General features: G+C 70.8%; 14 protein-coding genes and 2 pseudogenes. 6 read left to right on the top strand and 10 right to left on the bottom strand.

All coding sequences use genetic code 11. The features are described 5' to 3' along the window. Window positions 1-7 precede the first annotated feature (7 nt). Entirely contained in the window at window positions 8-1,777 is a 1,770-nt protein-coding gene (locus RWE79_RS06165; protein ID WP_475938992.1) for a substrate-binding domain-containing protein, read from the bottom strand. Between the two features lie 90 nt (window positions 1,778-1,867). Here RWE79_RS06165 and RWE79_RS06160 point away from each other — a divergent pair, with 90 nt between their 5' ends. Continuing rightward, window positions 1,868-2,695, top strand: coding sequence for a CPBP family intramembrane glutamic endopeptidase (locus RWE79_RS06160; RefSeq protein ID WP_475938991.1), 828 nt, complete (start codon window positions 1,868-1,870; stop codon window positions 2,693-2,695). Window positions 2,696-2,838: 143 nt separating this feature from the next. Here the strand turns inward: RWE79_RS06160 and RWE79_RS06155 are convergent. The 3 genes and pseudogenes from RWE79_RS06155 to RWE79_RS06145 form a co-directional block, all read right to left on the bottom strand. Continuing rightward, window positions 2,839-4,424, bottom strand: a pseudogene (locus RWE79_RS06155) (IS1182 family transposase). A 125-nt stretch (window positions 4,425-4,549) separates the two neighbouring features. Next, a pseudogene (locus RWE79_RS06150) lies at window positions 4,550-6,135 on the bottom strand (IS1182 family transposase). A gap of 63 nt (window positions 6,136-6,198) precedes the next feature. Beyond that, on the bottom strand, window positions 6,199-7,029 hold the full coding sequence (locus RWE79_RS06145; protein WP_475938990.1) for a PhzF family phenazine biosynthesis protein: 831 nt from the start codon (window positions 7,027-7,029) through the stop codon (window positions 6,199-6,201). A 379-nt stretch (window positions 7,030-7,408) separates the two neighbouring features. Between RWE79_RS06145 and RWE79_RS06140 the strand changes: the two genes are divergently transcribed. After that, the gene (locus RWE79_RS06140) at window positions 7,409-8,587 is read left to right on the top strand and encodes a serine hydrolase domain-containing protein (protein ID WP_475938989.1); all 1,179 of its coding nucleotides are present in this window, start codon (window positions 7,409-7,411) and stop codon (window positions 8,585-8,587) included. 28 nt (window positions 8,588-8,615) lie between these two features. Here RWE79_RS06140 and RWE79_RS06135 read toward each other — a convergent pair whose 3' ends face one another. After that, entirely contained in the window at window positions 8,616-9,989 is a 1,374-nt protein-coding gene (locus RWE79_RS06135) for an MFS transporter (protein WP_475938988.1), read from the bottom strand. Window positions 9,990-10,035: 46 nt separating this feature from the next. Between RWE79_RS06135 and RWE79_RS06130 the strand changes: the two genes are divergently transcribed. Further along, on the top strand, window positions 10,036-10,431 hold the full coding sequence (locus tag RWE79_RS06130; RefSeq protein ID WP_475938987.1) for a MerR family DNA-binding protein: 396 nt from the start codon (window positions 10,036-10,038) through the stop codon (window positions 10,429-10,431). Between the two features lie 542 nt (window positions 10,432-10,973). Here RWE79_RS06130 and RWE79_RS06125 read toward each other — a convergent pair. Next, entirely contained in the window at window positions 10,974-11,327 is a 354-nt protein-coding gene (locus RWE79_RS06125) for an antibiotic biosynthesis monooxygenase family protein (RefSeq protein ID WP_475938986.1), read from the bottom strand. Between the two features lie 221 nt (window positions 11,328-11,548). After that, window positions 11,549-11,965 carry a hypothetical protein gene (locus RWE79_RS06120; protein WP_475938985.1) on the bottom strand — a complete coding sequence of 139 codons (417 nt, stop codon included), beginning with the start codon at window positions 11,963-11,965 and terminating at the stop codon, window positions 11,549-11,551. A gap of 263 nt (window positions 11,966-12,228) precedes the next feature. On the opposite strand from RWE79_RS06120, the gene RWE79_RS06115 reads away from it, so the two are divergent. Then, window positions 12,229-13,251: a S66 peptidase family protein gene (locus tag RWE79_RS06115; RefSeq protein ID WP_475938984.1), complete on the top strand. Its 1,023-nt coding sequence runs from the start codon at window positions 12,229-12,231 to the stop codon at window positions 13,249-13,251. 53 nt (window positions 13,252-13,304) lie between these two features. Here the strand turns inward: RWE79_RS06115 and RWE79_RS06110 are convergent, their stop codons facing one another. Both RWE79_RS06110 and RWE79_RS06105 read right to left on the bottom strand, forming a co-directional pair. After that, window positions 13,305-13,493 (bottom strand): hypothetical protein, encoded by a 189-nt coding sequence (locus tag RWE79_RS06110; RefSeq protein WP_475938983.1) that lies wholly within the window; start codon window positions 13,491-13,493, stop codon window positions 13,305-13,307. 573 nt (window positions 13,494-14,066) lie between these two features. Beyond that, window positions 14,067-14,270 carry a TnsA-like heteromeric transposase endonuclease subunit gene (locus RWE79_RS06105; protein ID WP_475938982.1) on the bottom strand — a complete coding sequence of 68 codons (204 nt, stop codon included), beginning with the start codon at window positions 14,268-14,270 and terminating at the stop codon, window positions 14,067-14,069. 289 nt (window positions 14,271-14,559) lie between these two features. On the opposite strand from RWE79_RS06105, the gene RWE79_RS06100 reads away from it, so the two are divergent. Next, window positions 14,560-15,189: a PadR family transcriptional regulator gene (locus RWE79_RS06100; RefSeq protein WP_475938981.1), complete on the top strand. Its 630-nt coding sequence runs from the start codon at window positions 14,560-14,562 to the stop codon at window positions 15,187-15,189. Between the two features lie 66 nt (window positions 15,190-15,255). Here RWE79_RS06100 and RWE79_RS06095 read toward each other — a convergent pair whose 3' ends face one another. After that, entirely contained in the window at window positions 15,256-15,684 is a 429-nt protein-coding gene (locus RWE79_RS06095) for a type II toxin-antitoxin system Rv0910 family toxin (protein WP_475938980.1), read from the bottom strand. 110 nt (window positions 15,685-15,794) lie between these two features. Between RWE79_RS06095 and RWE79_RS06090 the strand changes: the two genes are divergently transcribed. Beyond that, complete coding sequence (locus tag RWE79_RS06090; protein ID WP_475938979.1) at window positions 15,795-16,514, top strand: pyridoxine/pyridoxamine 5'-phosphate oxidase; 720 nt, start codon at window positions 15,795-15,797, stop codon at window positions 16,512-16,514. Window positions 16,515-16,653 lie beyond the last annotated feature (139 nt).

Here is a 16,653-nt window from a genome sequence, read left to right as displayed (position 1 = left end):
GGACGGCTCAGGAGGAGGCGGCCACCACGGCCCTGAGCAGCACCGTGTTGATCTGGGCGGGATCGTTGACCCGGTAGGCGGTGCCACCGGTGGCCCGGGCCATCCGGTCGCAGGCCGCCTTGTCGGCGTCCGGTCCGATGGCGATCGCGATCAGCGGGATCGGCCGGTCCGGATCGTCGAGCTTCCTGAGCCGGCCGGCGAGCGTGCCCAGGGAGATGCTCCCGGGATCCTCGTTGGCCCCGTCGGTGAGGATGACGACCGCGTTGAACTCGTGCGGCCGGTAGGTCCTGCGGGCGTCCCGGTAGATCGCCAGCGCCGAGTCGTACAGCCCCGTCGCCCCGTGGGACACCGGTTCGAGGGTGCCGAAGGCGGCGGTCAGCCGGGAGCGTTGGGTGCCGCCCCGCGCCATGGTGTCGCCCAGCGGCCGCGCGGTCACCACCTCCCGGTAGTCCCGGCCACCGTCGAGCCGGTGGGCGAACTCCCACAGCCCGATCTCGTCGTCCGCGGTGAACTGGGACAGCGCCTGGAGCAGCGCGGCCCGGGTCACCTCCATCCGCGACTTGCCGCCCGAACCCGGCATGGTCTGCGCCATGGAGAACGAGGCGTCCACGACGGTGATCAGCCGCGCGTTCTGCACGGTGATCTGCCACAGCGAACGCACCCGTCTCAGCTCCCGCGCCGGGGGCACCTTGACCGGCCGGTTGCTCACCGGCTGCGAGGAACGGCCGCCCGTTCTGGACACCACGGCGTCCACCGGAGCGCCCGCCGGGGCGCGGAAGCCGTGCGAGGCCAGCCGGCGCAGTCCGTCCGGGGCCTGCAGCAGCGCCAGGAGCCGGGTGGCGGCCCGCTCCCGCTCCGTACCCACCTCGTCGGGGTCGACCAGGGTGTACGGGTAGTCCAGGGTCGCGGTGCCGTCCTCGGGATAGAACAACCGCAGATCCGGGGCGCTGCCGGCGGCGGTGTTGTGCGCGTACGCGGCCTGCTCGGACATGAGCAGCGCCTGGCTGCGCAGCGGGTTGTCCAGCTCGTCCTTAGAGGCGTCGCCCGGCAGGCTCGCCGCCATCTCGGCGTCGCCGGGCGCGGAGTGCCGGGCCAGCAGCTTCGCCACGGCGGCGGTACGGGTGTCGGTGTCCCCGCCCTCCTTGGCGATGGAGGCGTTGACCATGGCCAGCGCCAGCAGCGCGGTCGCGCTGGTGGCCGGATCGGCGGCACCGAGCCGCAGTTTCGCCGTGGCGGCGGCCCGGGTGAGCTCCGCCCAGGTGTACGTCTTCTCCGGCCAGCCGAGTTCCGCCGCGCGGGCCGCCACCGTGCCCATCGCGATCGGCGACGACGCGATCGCGCCGATCGTCGTGGTGGGCGTGCTGCGCTCCCCGACGTCGGACAACTCGGCCCAGGCGCTGGAGTCGGGGACCCACACCTCGAAGTCGGAACCGTCCGAGCTGCCACTGCCCAGCGACGCCGAGACCTCGGAGGCCGACCGGGCGATGACCTTCACATCGAGGCACCTTCCGTCGCTCCTGACGCCGTCACGGCGTGCCTGCGCGGCCACCTGGTCCAGCGCGGGCGCGATATCGGGGGAGGCCGCGACCCGCAGCCTCACCGTGCCGTCGGCGCACTGGCCGCCCAAGGGGAGAACGCCGCTGCGCAGCGCGGCGAACGTGCCGGCGCCCACGGTCAGTACGAGAGCGGTGGTGATGCCGATGGTGCGGCGCCGGGCCCGCTGTGCCCCCGACGGGTCCGGCATGGTCGAATCGACGGGGACTCGATGACGTCCCATGATGTGCTTCCCCTGGAGAGTTGCGCGAGCTTCGCACTTGATTTCGAGACCTTAGCGGCGGCTGATCGGGAATGCGGCAGGATGGCGAAAATGGAGGTTTATGTGCGAGGCGAGTCAGAAGCGACAGATGCTGTCGTGACGGGGCGGCGTACGTTGCGCAGCGAGACCCTGCTGGTGCTGGCCCTGTCACTGGGCGCGAGTGCGCTGGCGTCGCTGATCAGCTTCATCGGCTCGATCACCAGACCCGGCGCCCTGCGCAACCAGGCCGCGACCCTGGTCTCCTCCCAGGCCCCGGGCCGGCCCTGGCTGGATCTGGCCTGGCAGCTCTTCGGGATCGCCACGGCCCTCGTCCCCGTCGCGCTGGTCGCGCACCTGCTGGCGCGTGAGCGGTTCGTGACCGGGGAAGTCGGCGAGCGGACGGGGATGTCCGTGATCGGCTTCGACCTGCGCAGGCCGCGCTGGGACCTGGGCGCCGGGGTGTGCGTCGCGGCGGCGATCGGCGGCACCGGGCTCGCCTTCTACCTGGCGGTGCGGGCGGCCGGCGCCAATCTGACGGTCGTCCCCGAGTCGCTGCCCGATGTGTGGTGGAAGATCCCGGTACTGATCCTGTCGGCGGTGCAGAACGCCGTGCTGGAGGAAGTCATTGTGGTCGGTTATCTGCTGCGCAGGCTCGGCCAGTTGGGCTGGACCCCGGCCGCCGCGCTGGTCGCCAGCGCGGTGCTGCGCGGTTCGTACCACCTCTACCAGGGCATCGGCGGCCTGCTCGGCAACATGGCCATGGGTGTGGTCTTCGTCCTGCTGTACCGGCGCTGGGGCCGGGTCGGACCGCTGGTGGCGGCCCACGCGCTGATCGACATCGTGGCCTTCGTCGGCTACGCGCTGCTCGCGGGCAGGGTCGGCTGGCTGCCGACGGGTTGACCGGTGACAGCGATTGTTCACCGGGCCGCGCGGGCGGCGCGGGCCGCGGGGCGGAACCGGTGAACCGCCGCGGTCACCGTGCTAGAAGACTGCTGAAAATCTTGTCGAGGGGCTGTCCGGCCGCAGGCCGGGCGGCCCTTTTGCTATGCGGTGGCTGGGGTGAGATGCCAGGTGTTGCTCGTCCGGGTGAGTCCCAGGTTGATCAGTCGGCGGAGGTTGAGGGCGGCGGCGCGGTGGTGGAGCCAGATGTTGTTGGCGATGACGCCGCGGTAGGGAACCCGGCGGTTGCCCTTGGCGACGAGCCAGGCGATGGCGCGTTCGACGGGTGGCCGCCATCGGCGGTATTCGTCCTTCCAGACGGGGTCGGTGGCGGCCTGGGCCCGGGCGGCGGCCAGCAGTTCGTACTGGGGGTGGACGTTGAGGGTGCGTCCGGTCTTGGAGGTGGTGCAACGCGTCCGCAGCGGGCAGTCGGCGCACACACCCTTGAACTGGGCGGTGCGGGCGCCGTCGGGTTTGATCTGGCCGAGGTTGGCGGTGTTTCCGGCCGGGCAGGTCGCGGTGCCTGCGGTCAGGCCGATACGGAAGTCGTCGACGGTGAACCCGCCGGGGACTGCCTGCCGCAACGGCGGCGGCTTGATCACCAGGGTGTGGCCGTCGGCCTGCAGTTGCGCGCGCAGGTCGCCGGTGCCGTAGGCGGAATCGCCGAGCACGGTTAACTCCGCGCCCTCTTCCTCGTCGGCCAGCAGACCGGCGGCGACGGCGGCCTCGTGGTTGTCGGGGCCGTAGCCGCTGGTCAGGGCGACGGCGGTGAACAGCCCGGTCTCCGGCTCGAAGGACGCATGCCCTTTGAAGCCGTCCTGGTGACGGGTGCGGTTTTTGTGGATGTGCCGCGCGTCGGGGTCAACGGTGGACACCGTCCGGTCCGCCACCGTGCGCTTGGCGATGCGCCAGCGCCCGTCGCGTCCGTCGGAGTCCTCGGCGGGTTCCACGTCCTGCCCGGCGACCAGGGCCAGCAGGCCGACCGCGTTCGCCGCCTTCTCCCCCAGGTTCTGCTCGGGCAGGTGCCCGAGCAGGTTGAGGGCGTCGGTGACCAGCGCGTCGACCAGCGCGGCGCGGGCCCTCTCGTCGTCCCAGGCGATCCTCGGCTTGCCCGGGTCGGTGTAGTCGTGTGCCCGGCAGTGCCCGCGGCCACCTCGTCGGCGCCGGGGACCTCGCGGATCACCCGGCGGATCGCGGAGATGATCTGGGTGACGGTGTCCTGGGTGGCCACCGCGTCATCGAGCACGGTGGAGTCCAGCGCGCGCCGCTGTTTGCCCTTGAGCACGCCGGTCGCGGCCACGACTTCCCTGACCTTGGTGAAGATCCGCATCGGATCGGCCGAATGACGCAAGCGGCGCCGGAAGTACGTCAGCAGCGACGGATCGAACGCGGTGTCGTACAGCCCGAGCCCGCAAGCCGCCTTCCACCGCAGGTCACACCGCAGTTCCTGGACCGTCTCGAAGTCCGACAGCCCCTGCAGGCTCTGCAGCACCACCGTCGCGGCCAGCACCTGCGGCGGCAGACTCGGACGGCCATTGGACGACGGATACATGTCCGCGAACATCCCCGGCGGGAACAGCACCTCACGATGCTCGGCCAGGAACGCGAACACACTCCCCACCGGGATCAACTCCCGGCACGTCTCCCACACATCCGGCCCGACCATCTCCCCGGCCCACTCACCCTGCATGCCTACAAGACTGGCCCCGACTCCACCGAGCCGGGGCCAGAACATGAGATTTTCAGCAGTCTTCTAGAAGACTGCTGAAAATCTTGTCGAGGGGCTGTCCGGCCGCAGGCCGGGCGGCCCTTTTGCTATGCGGTGGCTGGGGTGAGATGCCAGGTGTTGCTCGTCCGGGTGAGTCCCAGGTTGATCAGTCGGCGGAGGTTGAGGGCGGCGGCGCGGTGGTGGAGCCAGATGTTGTTGGCGATGACGCCGCGGTAGGGAACCCGGCGGTTGCCCTTGGCGACGAGCCAGGCGATGGCGCGTTCGACGGGTGGCCGCCATCGGCGGTATTCGTCCTTCCAGACGGGGTCGGTGGCGGCCTGGGCCCGGGCGGCGGCCAGCAGTTCGTACTGGGGGTGGACGTTGAGGGTGCGTCCGGTCTTGGAGGTGGTGCAACGCGTCCGCAGCGGGCAGTCGGCGCACACACCCTTGAACTGGGCGGTGCGGGCGCCGTCGGGTTTGATCTGGCCGAGGTTGGCGGTGTTTCCGGCCGGGCAGGTCGCGGTGCCTGCGGTCAGGCCGATACGGAAGTCGTCGACGGTGAACCCGCCGGGGACTGCCTGCCGCAACGGCGGCGGCTTGATCACCAGGGTGTGGCCGTCGGCCTGCAGTTGCGCGCGCAGGTCGCCGGTGCCGTAGGCGGAATCGCCGAGCACGGTTAACTCCGCGCCCTCTTCCTCGTCGGCCAGCAGACCGGCGGCGACGGCGGCCTCGTGGTTGTCGGGGCCGTAGCCGCTGGTCAGGGCGACGGCGGTGAACAGCCCGGTCTCCGGCTCGAAGGACGCATGCCCTTTGAAGCCGTCCTGGTGACGGGTGCGGTTTTTGTGGATGTGCCGCGCGTCGGGGTCAACGGTGGACACCGTCCGGTCCGCCACCGTGCGCTTGGCGATGCGCCAGCGCCCGTCGCGTCCGTCGGAGTCCTCGGCGGGTTCCACGTCCTGCCCGGCGACCAGGGCCAGCAGGCCGACCGCGTTCGCCGCCTTCTCCCCCAGGTTCTGCTCGGGCAGGTGCCCGAGCAGGTTGAGGGCGTCGGTGACCAGCGCGTCGACCAGCGCGGCGCGGGCCCTCTCGTCGTCCCAGGCGATCCTCGGCTTGCCCGGGTCGGTGTAGTCGTGTGCCCGGCAGTGCCCGCGGCCACCTCGTCGGCGCCGGGGACCTCGCGGATCACCCGGCGGATCGCGGAGATGATCTGGGTGACGGTGTCCTGGGTGGCCACCGCGTCATCGAGCACGGTGGAGTCCAGCGCGCGCCGCTGTTTGCCCTTGAGCACGCCGGTCGCGGCCACGACTTCCCTGACCTTGGTGAAGATCCGCATCGGATCGGCCGAATGACGCAAGCGGCGCCGGAAGTACGTCAGCAGCGACGGATCGAACGCGGTGTCGTACAGCCCGAGCCCGCAAGCCGCCTTCCACCGCAGGTCACACCGCAGTTCCTGGACCGTCTCGAAGTCCGACAGCCCCTGCAGGCTCTGCAGCACCACCGTCGCGGCCAGCACCTGCGGCGGCAGACTCGGACGGCCATTGGACGACGGATACATGTCCGCGAACATCCCCGGCGGGAACAGCACCTCACGATGCTCGGCCAGGAACGCGAACACACTCCCCACCGGGATCAACTCCCGGCACGTCTCCCACACATCCGGCCCGACCATCTCCCCGGCCCACTCACCCTGCATGCCTACAAGACTGGCCCCGACTCCACCGAGCCGGGGCCAGAACATGAGATTTTCAGCAGTCTTCTAGGCGGCCAGTTCGCCGTCGATGACGGTGACCGCGGTGCCGGTGAGCAGTACCCGGTCGCCGCGCAGCGCGGTGCCCACCAGACCGGTCCGGGGCGAGGCCTGCAGACCGGTCAGCCCGGAACGCCCGAGGCGGGCCGACCAGAACGGGGCGAGGGCGGTGTGGGCGCTGCCGGTGACCGGGTCCTCGGGGATGCCGAGGTTGGGGAAGAAGCACCGCGAGACGAAGTCGTAGCCGGCGCCGGGGTCGTCGGCGCGGGCGGTGACGATCAGGCCGCGACGTGAGGGGAGCGCCGCCACCGCCGCGAAGTCGGGGGCCAGCGCCCGTACGGTCTTCTCGTCGGTGACCTCGACCAGGAGGTCGCCGACGTTCTCACCGGTCTCGTGGACACTCAGCACCTCCGCGCCGATGGCCGGCGCGATCTCGGCGGCGACCGCTGTCGCGGTGAGCGGCGCCACCGGGAAGTCCAAAGTGATCGCTCCGCCTGCCGTGCCGTCGGCGATGACGGCGGTGTCGGCGATGACGGCGGTGAGGATGCCGCTGTGCCGCGTACGGAAGCGTACGGAGGTTCCCAGGACGTGCGCGGCGGCGAGCGTGGCGTGGCCGCAGAGCCTGACCTCGGTGGTGGGGGTGAACCAGCGCAGGGCCCAGTCGGCGTCGGGGTCGTCGGGCAGCGGGACGAGGAACGCGGTCTCGGCGTGGTTGACCTCGGCGGCCACCTGCTGCAGCCAGCGGTCGTCCGGGAAGCCGGCGGAGTCCAGGACGAGGACCCCGGCGGGATTGCCCGCGAAGGGCCGGTCGGTGAAGGCGTCGACGATTCGGATGCGCATGGTCCGAGCCTAGTTCGAGCAGCACCGCGGGCCGGAGCCCGTGCGGCGTCGCGCTGACTCGGGCCTGCGTCCGGCCGGGGCGCAGGCCGCCCGCGGGCCCCGGTGACGATCACGGCCACCGCGAACGGTCAGGGCCGCTGAGGACGAGGTCACAGGCATGCTCCTGAGCCCTGTCGGGCTCCGCTGCCCGCCGGCAAGGACGGCACCGCCCGCCGGGCATCCCGCCGGGGACCGCGACCACCGCCGCGGTGCGCTGAACCGCGCGGGCGACACCCGCGGCGATGCGGTACCTGTCGAGCCCGTGCCGGGGGATATCCCCATCCCGGTCCTGGGGTGCGCCGGATCGCCTCCGCCCCGGGGGCGGACCTAGCGTCTGGCCATGACTTCAACCTCGCGCACGCGCCTCGCCGTGGTACTGGCCACCGCCATGCTGCTCGCCGCCGAGGCGGCCACCGCCGTGGCCCGGCCGGCGGGTTCCTTCGCCGCAGACCGGTTGCGCCGGGACACCGAGGCGATCCACGCCCTCGGTGTCAGCGGCGTGCAGGCCCGCGCGGTCGCACCCGACGGTCGGCAGTCGGTCGCCACCAGCGGCACGGCCGACCCGAGCACCGGCCGCCCGGTCTCTTCCGACGGCTCCTTCCGCATGGCCAGCACGGCCAAGACGCTGGTCGCCACCGTGGTCCTCCAACTGGAGGCGGAGGGCGGGCTGTCCCTGGACGACACGGTCGATCACTGGCTGCCCGCAGTGGTGCGGGGCAACGGCAACGACGGCAGCCGGATCACCATCCGTCAGCTGCTCCAGCACACCAGCGGCATCCACAACGTCCTGCCCGGGTACACCACGGCGGAGGAGTACTACCAGCAGCGCAACGACGTCTACAGCCCCGAGCAGTTGGTGGCCGGCGCCATGGCCTACGCGCCGGACTTCCCGCCCGGCGAGGGCTGGGCGTACTCCAACCCCGGCTACGTCCTGCTCGGCATGATCATCCAGCGGGCCACCGGTCACCCCGCCCACCAGGAGATCGAAGACCGGGTCCTGCGGCCGCTCGGCCTCGACCAGACCCGGTGGACCGGCACCTCCTCCGCCCTGCCCCGGCCGCACGCCCAGGCGTACCAGCTCTTCGGCCCCGGCTCCCTGGTGGACGTCACCGATCAGGTCGCGGTCGACCACGAGACCTCGTTCGCCACGACCACGCGGGATGAGAACCGCCTCCTCCGCGCGCTGCTCGCGGGCCGCCTGCTGCCGCCGCGGCAGCTCGCCGAGATGAAGCAGACCGTCCCCGTGAGCGCGGACGTCCAGCAGTGGTGGCCCGGCGGGCGATACGGGCTCGGCCTCGCCGAACGCCCCCTGACCTGCGGAGGAACCTACTGGAGCCACGAGGGCGGGGACGGCGGCTACATCACCCTCAACGGCGTCACCGACGACGGCCGTCGGAGCGCCGTGGTCTCCATGTCCGAGGCACGCGGCGACACCTCGGAGCACATGCTGGCCCAGGAGGACGCTGCCAGCACCCTGATCGACGACGCGTTGTGCGCCGGGGGGCGCGGCACCTCGTGAGCGAAGGCGCCCGGGCGGGCCATGGTGCTCATTCCTGGGAGGTCGTCGGGGTCTCCCGGAGGGCGCGGTCGACGGTGCGGCTGTCGGGCAAGCCGGTCGGCCGGCGGTGACGGGGTGAGTCGCTGCCGTTCGAGGCAGCCCCTCGGACGAGCCTCGAACCGGCCCGCTGATGTCCCCGGACCCGCACCCCGGTGGCGACGACGGCGAGAACGATGGTCGTGATCCCCGAGGCAGCCAGTACCAACCGTGGGCCCAGGGCGGCGGTGAGGGGGCCGCCGAGCGCGGTGCCAACCGGTGCGGCGGTGAGAAGGGCGGCGCCTCGGGCGGCCAGGACCGCGGTCAGCCGAGCCACCGGCGTGCGGTCCTGGAACAGGGTGAACGACAGCGCCGTGAAAGGTCCGTAGATCACGCCGCCCAGAGCAAAGCACGCGACTGAGACGGAGGCCGGCGCACCCAGGCCGAAGGGCACCAGGGTGAGGCCCCAACCGGCAACGATGGCCAGGGTCACGGGCCAGAGAGGGAGCTTGCGGAGGGCACCGGCAGCCAGGCCCCCCAGAACGGCACCCACCCCGAAGAGCGTCCAGTACAGCCCGAGAAGGCTGGACTCGGCGTGCAGGTCATGGGTGACATGCAGCGGGAGCGCGACCTCCACGGGTCCGTACAGGAAGTTGAAGAACCATGTCAGGGCGAGGACCCCGAGAAGTTCGGGCTGCCTGCGCAACAAGTACAGACCGGCTGCCGATCGGCCGGTGCCGACCAGAGCGGACGTCGCTGTCGACGGGGCCACTCCGCCCGGCCGGCCGGCCTGGAAGGCGAGGACGGCGAAGGACGCGGCGTCGAGCCCGATGATCCAGGCCGGACTCACGGCCGTCGCGAGGAATCCGGCGAGTGCGGGACCGACGATGACCGACGCCGAAGTGCTGCTACTGAGCAGCGAGTTGGCGGCCAGCCGCTGATCCGGGGGAAGGATCTGGGCGAGCAGGGAGTACTTTCCCGCACCTCCCCAGGCATGCAGCACTGACGAACCGGCGAGCAGGACGACATACAGAACCGGGTTCAGCACCCCTGCCGTCCAGGCCAAAGGCACGCAACCGAGCAGTGACGCACGGAGCCAACTGTCCGCGGCCAGCAGCCGCCGAGCGGGCAAGCGACGCAACCAACGGCCGAAGACCAGGGCGCCGGCAGCCCCGGGAAGGGCATACGCGGCAATCGCCGCACCGACGAACAGGCCGGACCGACCGGGTGGTGCGATCTGGACGGCCAGCCATGCCACGGCGACCACACTCATCCCGTCACCGAGATCGGAGGCTGCCAGGGCCGGCAGGAGGCGTCGGAACTCACGGTGAGCGAAGAGGGGCCGATACGTCCGCGGCAGAAGGCGAGTTGTCCGTGGAGGAGTCACCCGGCCAGACTCGTGGTTCAAGCGCGCTTGAGGTCAAGGAGGATCAGTGCGAGAGCTCGGCATTGGGGAACTCGCGCGGCAGGTCAGGATGCGCCCCTCGGCCTTGCGCTACTACGAGAGCGTCGGCTTGCTGTCGCCCGCCGGACGCGTCGCGGGTCGGCGTGTCTATCCGGCCGGCACGGTGCGGCGGATCGCGTTGATCAAAATGGCGCAGCGGGCCGGGTTCACCCTGGCCGAGATCCGCCAGTTGCTGGACGCGGACGCCGACCGGGGCGCCACCAGGCAGTGGCGCGCTCTCGCCGAACGCAAGATCCCCGAACTGGACCGGTTCATCCAGGAAACGCAGGCCCTGCGCAACGCCGTCGCCGAGTGCCTCGCCTGCGGGTGCATGAACTTCGACAGCTGCGGACTGCTCTCCTCCGGCACTGCCGAGGACACCTGAGGCCGCCCCTGCGTCAAGGCCGTCGGCAGGGGCCTCACCGACGGTTGAGTACCGGCTCGGCTCTCTGGGCCGGGGGTGCGGTGGAAGCGCTGTCGCGTGCGTACGGCGATGAGGCGTTAGCAGCGTTTGCGCCGGACTCTCGCAGCGACGGAGAGTGAAGCGGGCTCCCTCTGGGAGCGAGTTGGCAGCTTCCGTCCGAGGCGGCCGAACCTGTCCGGCCGTTCCGTTGGGACAAGGGCACGCCGGGCTTCGCCGGCCGGTACTACTCGGTGACCGCGCGGGATCACGTGGGCCATAAGTCGTGCTGGAGCGGGACCGGTTGATCCTGCTCGGCAGAGATCCGCAGGTGAGGGCGATGCCGTCGCAGCCTTTCTGGTCGCACTGCGCGACGGCACACGACAGCGCCTCCATGCGGCCGTCCGGACCGGGTACTAAGGCCAACGTCCGGTGGCCGGCGCGCTGTCGCCGGGCACCCTGTGGTTACCGGTGACGGTGGCCGAGCGTCTCCTGGAGGTGTTCCCCGCTGTCGGGCTCTGCGGGACCTACGCTCGCCGGAACCCGTGGCTCCGCTCCACTTTCGCCACATGCAGCGTGTAGTTCTGGTACCACTCGGCTTGCCCGCGCTTTTGCGCCGCGCGGTGCTCGGTGTTGTACCGCCACTCCGTGAGGGCGTCGGCGTCGCGGAAGTACCCGACGGTGATGGACAGCCCACCAGGAGTCTGCGCGTGGTCCATCCCCAGGAACCCAGGGATGTCCTTCACCAGGTCTTCCATGCGTGCGTTGGTCTCGCTGTAGCCGCTCTGGTCCTGGGTTCGCACCGTGGCGAAGACAGCCACGTAGTAGGGGGGTTCATAGGCCTGGACGGGCGCGACAGGTGCTTCGGAGTGATTGCTCATGGCGCCACCGTATGGCGGGATGCGCCCAACGAACCAGCGTCTTTCCTGAACGGGATACATAAGGGATCCGGCTCTTGACCAAAGCTGTCCGAGCTGACGTTCTCCGGCCATCTTTGGTGACGGCATCTGTGCGCGCAGGGTGTCTGCGCATGAGTTACGTGCCTAACCGAAACGATCAGCGACCGCCCAGCCGGCGCGACCCACAGAAGCGGTGTCCCGTCTCACGGAGTTCGACCGGCTTGCGCGGCGGCCGCCGCCTCCAGCAGGGGCCAGCCGTCGACCTCCACCGACTGCGGCTCCCCCGGCTGCCACCCGCGGGCCGACGCCGCGTCGAGCAGGGCCCGGACAGCGCCCGGTTCGTGCAGGTTCAGGGAGCCTCCCCGGACGTACCCCACATCCCCGGAGCCCATGGGGAACCCGCCCACGTACCGGCCCGGGCCCTCGGCGAAGACGATGCACAGCGGGCCGCCGCTGCCGGCCGGCTGCGGGTACAGCGTGAGGGTCTCGCGGCAGTCCGCGGACCGGCCGCCGTCCAGTTCGCTGTGGCTGTGGCTGTGGCTGTGGCTGTGGCGAAGCGTCCACAGGTGCGCGCGCCCGTCGGCGATCAGTCGGCGGGGCTTCTTCGAACGGCGGGGCACGGAGCCGAGCGTATGCGGCCTGATCCACAAGACGCCCCCTCAGACTTCGATGAGACGAACAGAACGGTCGTCAACTTCAGTGAGACCGGTCAACGTCCGATGAGACAGGACAAGTGGCCTGTCTCAACGACGTCAGTCGTCCGTAATTCCCCCGGGGTCGGCTCATGTACGGGGACCAGCCGGGGGCTGTGCGGGCCAGGACTGCTGGGCGGTCGATCGGTAAATGTATCGCGTGTTGTTGCGCGTGTCGGGATACTGCGTCGGTGACCGGTTCTGAGCTGCCTCAACTGCTTCGACCTCGTGCCCTGAGGCCCGGAGACCTCGTCGTTATCGCATCGCTGTCCGGGCCGCTCCATGCCGCTTACGAGCCCGACCTCGAGCAGGCGGTGATCGTGCTTGAGCGGATGGGATTCCGCGTGCGTCGGGCACCGCTCCTCGAAGCAGGGCGGCACCGTTGGTGGAGCGCGGCTACGCCGGCCGAGATCGCCAGGGAGTTCAATGCTCTTCTGCGTGATCCTGAGGTGCGCGCGATCGTCGCGCATGACGGCGGTCAGACTGCGCTCGGCTACCTCGACCTGATCGACGTCGAGGCGATCACTGCCGACCCCAAGCCGATCCTCGGCTACAGCGACATCTCGCTGCTGCATCTGGTGCTCTACGCGCGCACGGGTCTGGTCGGTTTCCATGCCGACTTGGCCACCCCTGGACTCGGCGGGCACTGGCAGGCCGCGCCCGCAGCGCGCCAAGCGGTGCTTGAGAAGCTCTACTCGAGGCTGCTGACCGGTACGGAGCCGATCGGTGCGCTGCCGGCCACCCCGTCGTGGGAGTGCTGGCGTGCCGGTCGCACCGAAGGCCGGCTGATCGGCGGGGTGATCAATCGCATCGTGCTGACGCAGGCGACGCCGTACGCGCTGCCGCTCGAATGGTTCGACGGCGCGGTGCTGTTCTGGGAGGAGACGGGCGGCCAAGCATCGTATGTGTGGAGCTATCTACAGGTGCTGCGGCACTGCGGCATCCTCGATCGGATCTCCGGCATGGTCGTGGGCGTCCCGTACGAGATCGACGGGCTCGGGGCGTCTGACGCGTCCCCGACCCTTCACGAGATAGTCCTCGACGTCCTCGGCGACCGTGACATCCCGGTCCTGGGCAACGTCGAGTTCGGACATGCCGGCCCGAATCTGCCGATGCCGGTCGGTATCCGTGTCGGCCTGGATGCGCGGCAGCGGACATTGTCGCTGCTCGAACCGGCGGTACGGCCGCACGCGATGACGGGAGCGGTTGGCTGAGCGACGCGGATATGTGAGCCGACGGCCTCAGCAGTAGCGCAAGTGAGGGGCGATCAGGCGGCCTCAGGGGTAGCACCGCGGGCCGGCAACGCGGAGGTGTCCGCGGCCTTCGTGGAGGGCCGCGGCACCGCCGCGGTGATCGACCTGGTGGCGATGCCGACCATGGCCGTCGACTCGACCTTCCCGGCGACGCCGTCATCCAGCCGCAGCAGCACGTCCATCGGTGTGGAATCGATCTGCATCAGCTCGCCAAGCGCCCTGGCCGGTACTTCGCCGAACGGCCCGGACGGCCGTGCTCCGATGGAGCGGCGGGTGCGGGCCGGCCCGGTGGCGTGGGTGCCGGCGGCAAGCCTGTCGAACAGCCGGTAGAGCGTGGCCCGAGACGGCAGCTCAACCTCGGCGGTCTCCTCCCGATCGGACAGGATCTGGTTGGTCCGCCCTCGACGGCGCGTCGGCGGTCTCCGCGATCGCCTGTCGCATCGCCTCCACCAAGGCCGCCTCGACCTGGCCGAAGGCCTGCATCTGCTTGGCCGACCGACCGACCGACCGACCGACCGACCGTCCGTCCGGCCGACCGACCGACCAGGCCATCCCGCTGGTAGCGCTGGCGCCGCTGCTTGATGCCGCTGGCCGACACCTGGTGCCCGGCCGCCGTCAGCTCGGCAGCCTTGGCCCTGGGCTTCTCCCACCAGCGGGACCTGTTCAGTGGCAGCCTCGTGGAGCTCCGCGATCGGGACGTCGGTGGCACCCGCCGAGCCATTCGCACGGCGCACGAAGCAGTCCGGGGCGTGCCGACGCTCCCGCTCACCGTCATGTCAGTGCAGCCGGAACGGCTGTGAGCCGATCCCCACCACGTTGGGATCGAAGTCCATCAGCAGCAGTCGGTCCCGCTCCAGCCACGACTCGAAGCCGATGTGCCGCCCGGTCGTCGCCGCCCAGTACCAGCCCGGGAAGTGACGCTCACCGCGCGACCAGCGGAACGTACGTACCGGATCGACATCCTCGAACCGGCTCGCCACACAGGCCTGCAACGGACGCCGACGACGCCGTGTACCGCGTCGACGTACGACACCTCGACGCACGGCCCTGCCTGATCCACCCCAGCCGGTACAGCCATCCAGCACCCCCAGCGCCCTCAGTCGCGCGACCGGTTCGCTGAGACCGAAGCCCGAACGACTCGCTTCGTTGAGAAAACGACTCGATTGAGTGAGACAGGACACCAAGCAGTCTGTAAGGGGCTTGTCATCCGACAGTCACCGATATATCGTTGAGCCATCGCGATCGATCAACGGTGGAAGGAACATCATCATGCGTTTCCAAGGACACGGACATGACGGCCCCGGGCACCACGGCCAGGGCGGACGCGAGGAGCGGCGGGCGGCCTTCGGTCCGTTCGGACCGCCGTTCGGTGGTGGCGGCCCCTGGGGGCCCGGACCGGGCCCCGGATGGGGACCCGGACGCGGCCGGGGCGGCCATCGGAGCAGGGCGCGGCGCGGCGACGTGCGCGCGTCGATCCTGGTGCTGCTCAAGGAGCAGCCGCGGCACGGCTACGAGATCATCCAGGAGATCGCCGAGCGCAGCGGCGGCGCGTGGAAGCCGAGCCCCGGCTCGGTCTACCCCACGCTGCAGCTGCTGGAGGACGAGGGCCTGATCACCAGTGCGAGCGAGGGTGGCAAGAAGCTGTTCACGCTCACCGAGGCCGGCCGCACCGAGGCCGACGCGGGTGCCGAGGCCCCCTGGGAGGAGGCCGGGCGCGGCGTCGACTGGGAAAGCCTGCACGAGATCCGGAAGGCGGGCGGCGGACTCGTCGACGCCTTCCGTCAGGTGTGGGCCACCGGTACCCCGGGTCAGCGCGAGAAGGCGCTGGTGGTGGTGAACGAGGCCCGTAAGAAGCTCTACCTGATCCTCGCCGACGAGGCGGACGACGCCGGCGAGTAGCCGGAAGCAGCCGACGAACCGAGGCGGCCGGGGCGTGTGCCCCGGCCGCCTCGTTGCGCGTGCGGGCTATTCGACGAGAGCGGCGAACCTGCGCAGCGACTCCTCCAGGGCGGCCGTCGCCGAGTCCCTGAGCTTGCCGGCCATCAGGGAGACCGCGGCGCCGGTGAAGGAACCGTCGATGCGCAGCACGGTGGCGTCGCCCTCCGGGGTGAGGGTGTAGCGGGTGAGCAGCTCCACGGCCATCGGGCCCTTGCCGGTGATGGTGAATCCGCGCCCCGGATCGAGCTCGGCCACCGTCCAGGTCACCTCGGCGGGGAAGCCCATCAGCTTCATGTTCTCCTGGTAGGTGGCGCCGGCCTCCAGCGGCGAGGGTCCGCCCTTCGGGTAGCCGGTGTGGGTGGTGCTCCACTCGGTGTGCGAGCTGAAGTCGGTGAGTCTGTCCCAGACCTTCTCGACCGGAGCCGCGACAAGGGCCTGGGCGGTGACCTCGGCCATGCGACCACTCCTCCTCTGTCGGCGCGTGCTGCGGAACGTAACCGCCGGAGCCGCAATATTCAATACTGATGAACCGTCAGGATTGTCCGGTGCTGTGTGAGGATCGGGCTGTGCCCGAACCTGAATCCGGACCTGAATCCGGACCTGAATCCGGAACCGAGACCGAACTGCTGCGGCGGATGCGCGCGGCCCCCGTACTGGCCGGGCGGCTGCCCGGCTTCGATCCGGAGCGCGCCGGTCCCGAGCCCGGGCCGGTCTTCGCCGACTGGCTGGGACACGCGCTGGACGACGGCGTGCCCGAGCCTCATGTGATGACGCTCAGCACCGCCGGCGCCGACGGCCGGCCCTCGGCGCGGGTGCTGATGCTGCGCGGCGTCGACCTGGCCCGCTGCGCCTTCGTCTTCGCCTCCGACGCGGGCAGCCGCAAGGGGCACGACCTGGCCGCGAACCCGTGGGCGGCGCTGACCTGGTACTGGCCGGGCCACGGCCGGCAGATCCGGATGGCGGGCCCGGTGCGCGCTCTGGACGCGGCCACCGCGCGCCGTGACTTCCTCGGCCGCCGTGAACGTTCCCGGGTGGCGGGCTTCACCGGCCTGATGAGCGCCCCGCTGGCCGGCCTCCAGGCGTACGAGGAGGAACGGCGGCGGGCGGCCGCGCTGGTGGCGGCCGACCCGGAGGCGGTACCGGACGGCCACCGGGTCTACGAACTGACGGCGGGGGAGGCCGAGTTCTTCCAGGGTGACGGCGAGGGACACCACCGGCGGCTGCGCTACGTACGGGACGTGGAAGGCGGAGGGGCCGGCTGGACGCGCGGGCTGCTGTGGCCGTAGCCCTGGCCGTGGCCTCAGGGGGTGTCATCCCGTAGGAGGAGGAGCCGGGGGGCGCCCACCCCTCTTGTGACGGAGGGGCGAATGCCTCCCTGTGCGGATGATGTGCGGCCCGCCACCTGATGAGGTGGAACCGTGCACA

The sequence above is a fragment of the Streptomyces sp. RLA131 genome (genome assembly GCF_056270125.1).
The sequence above is the reverse complement of the archived record's forward strand: the minus strand, read 5'-3'. Positions and strand labels throughout refer to the sequence as shown.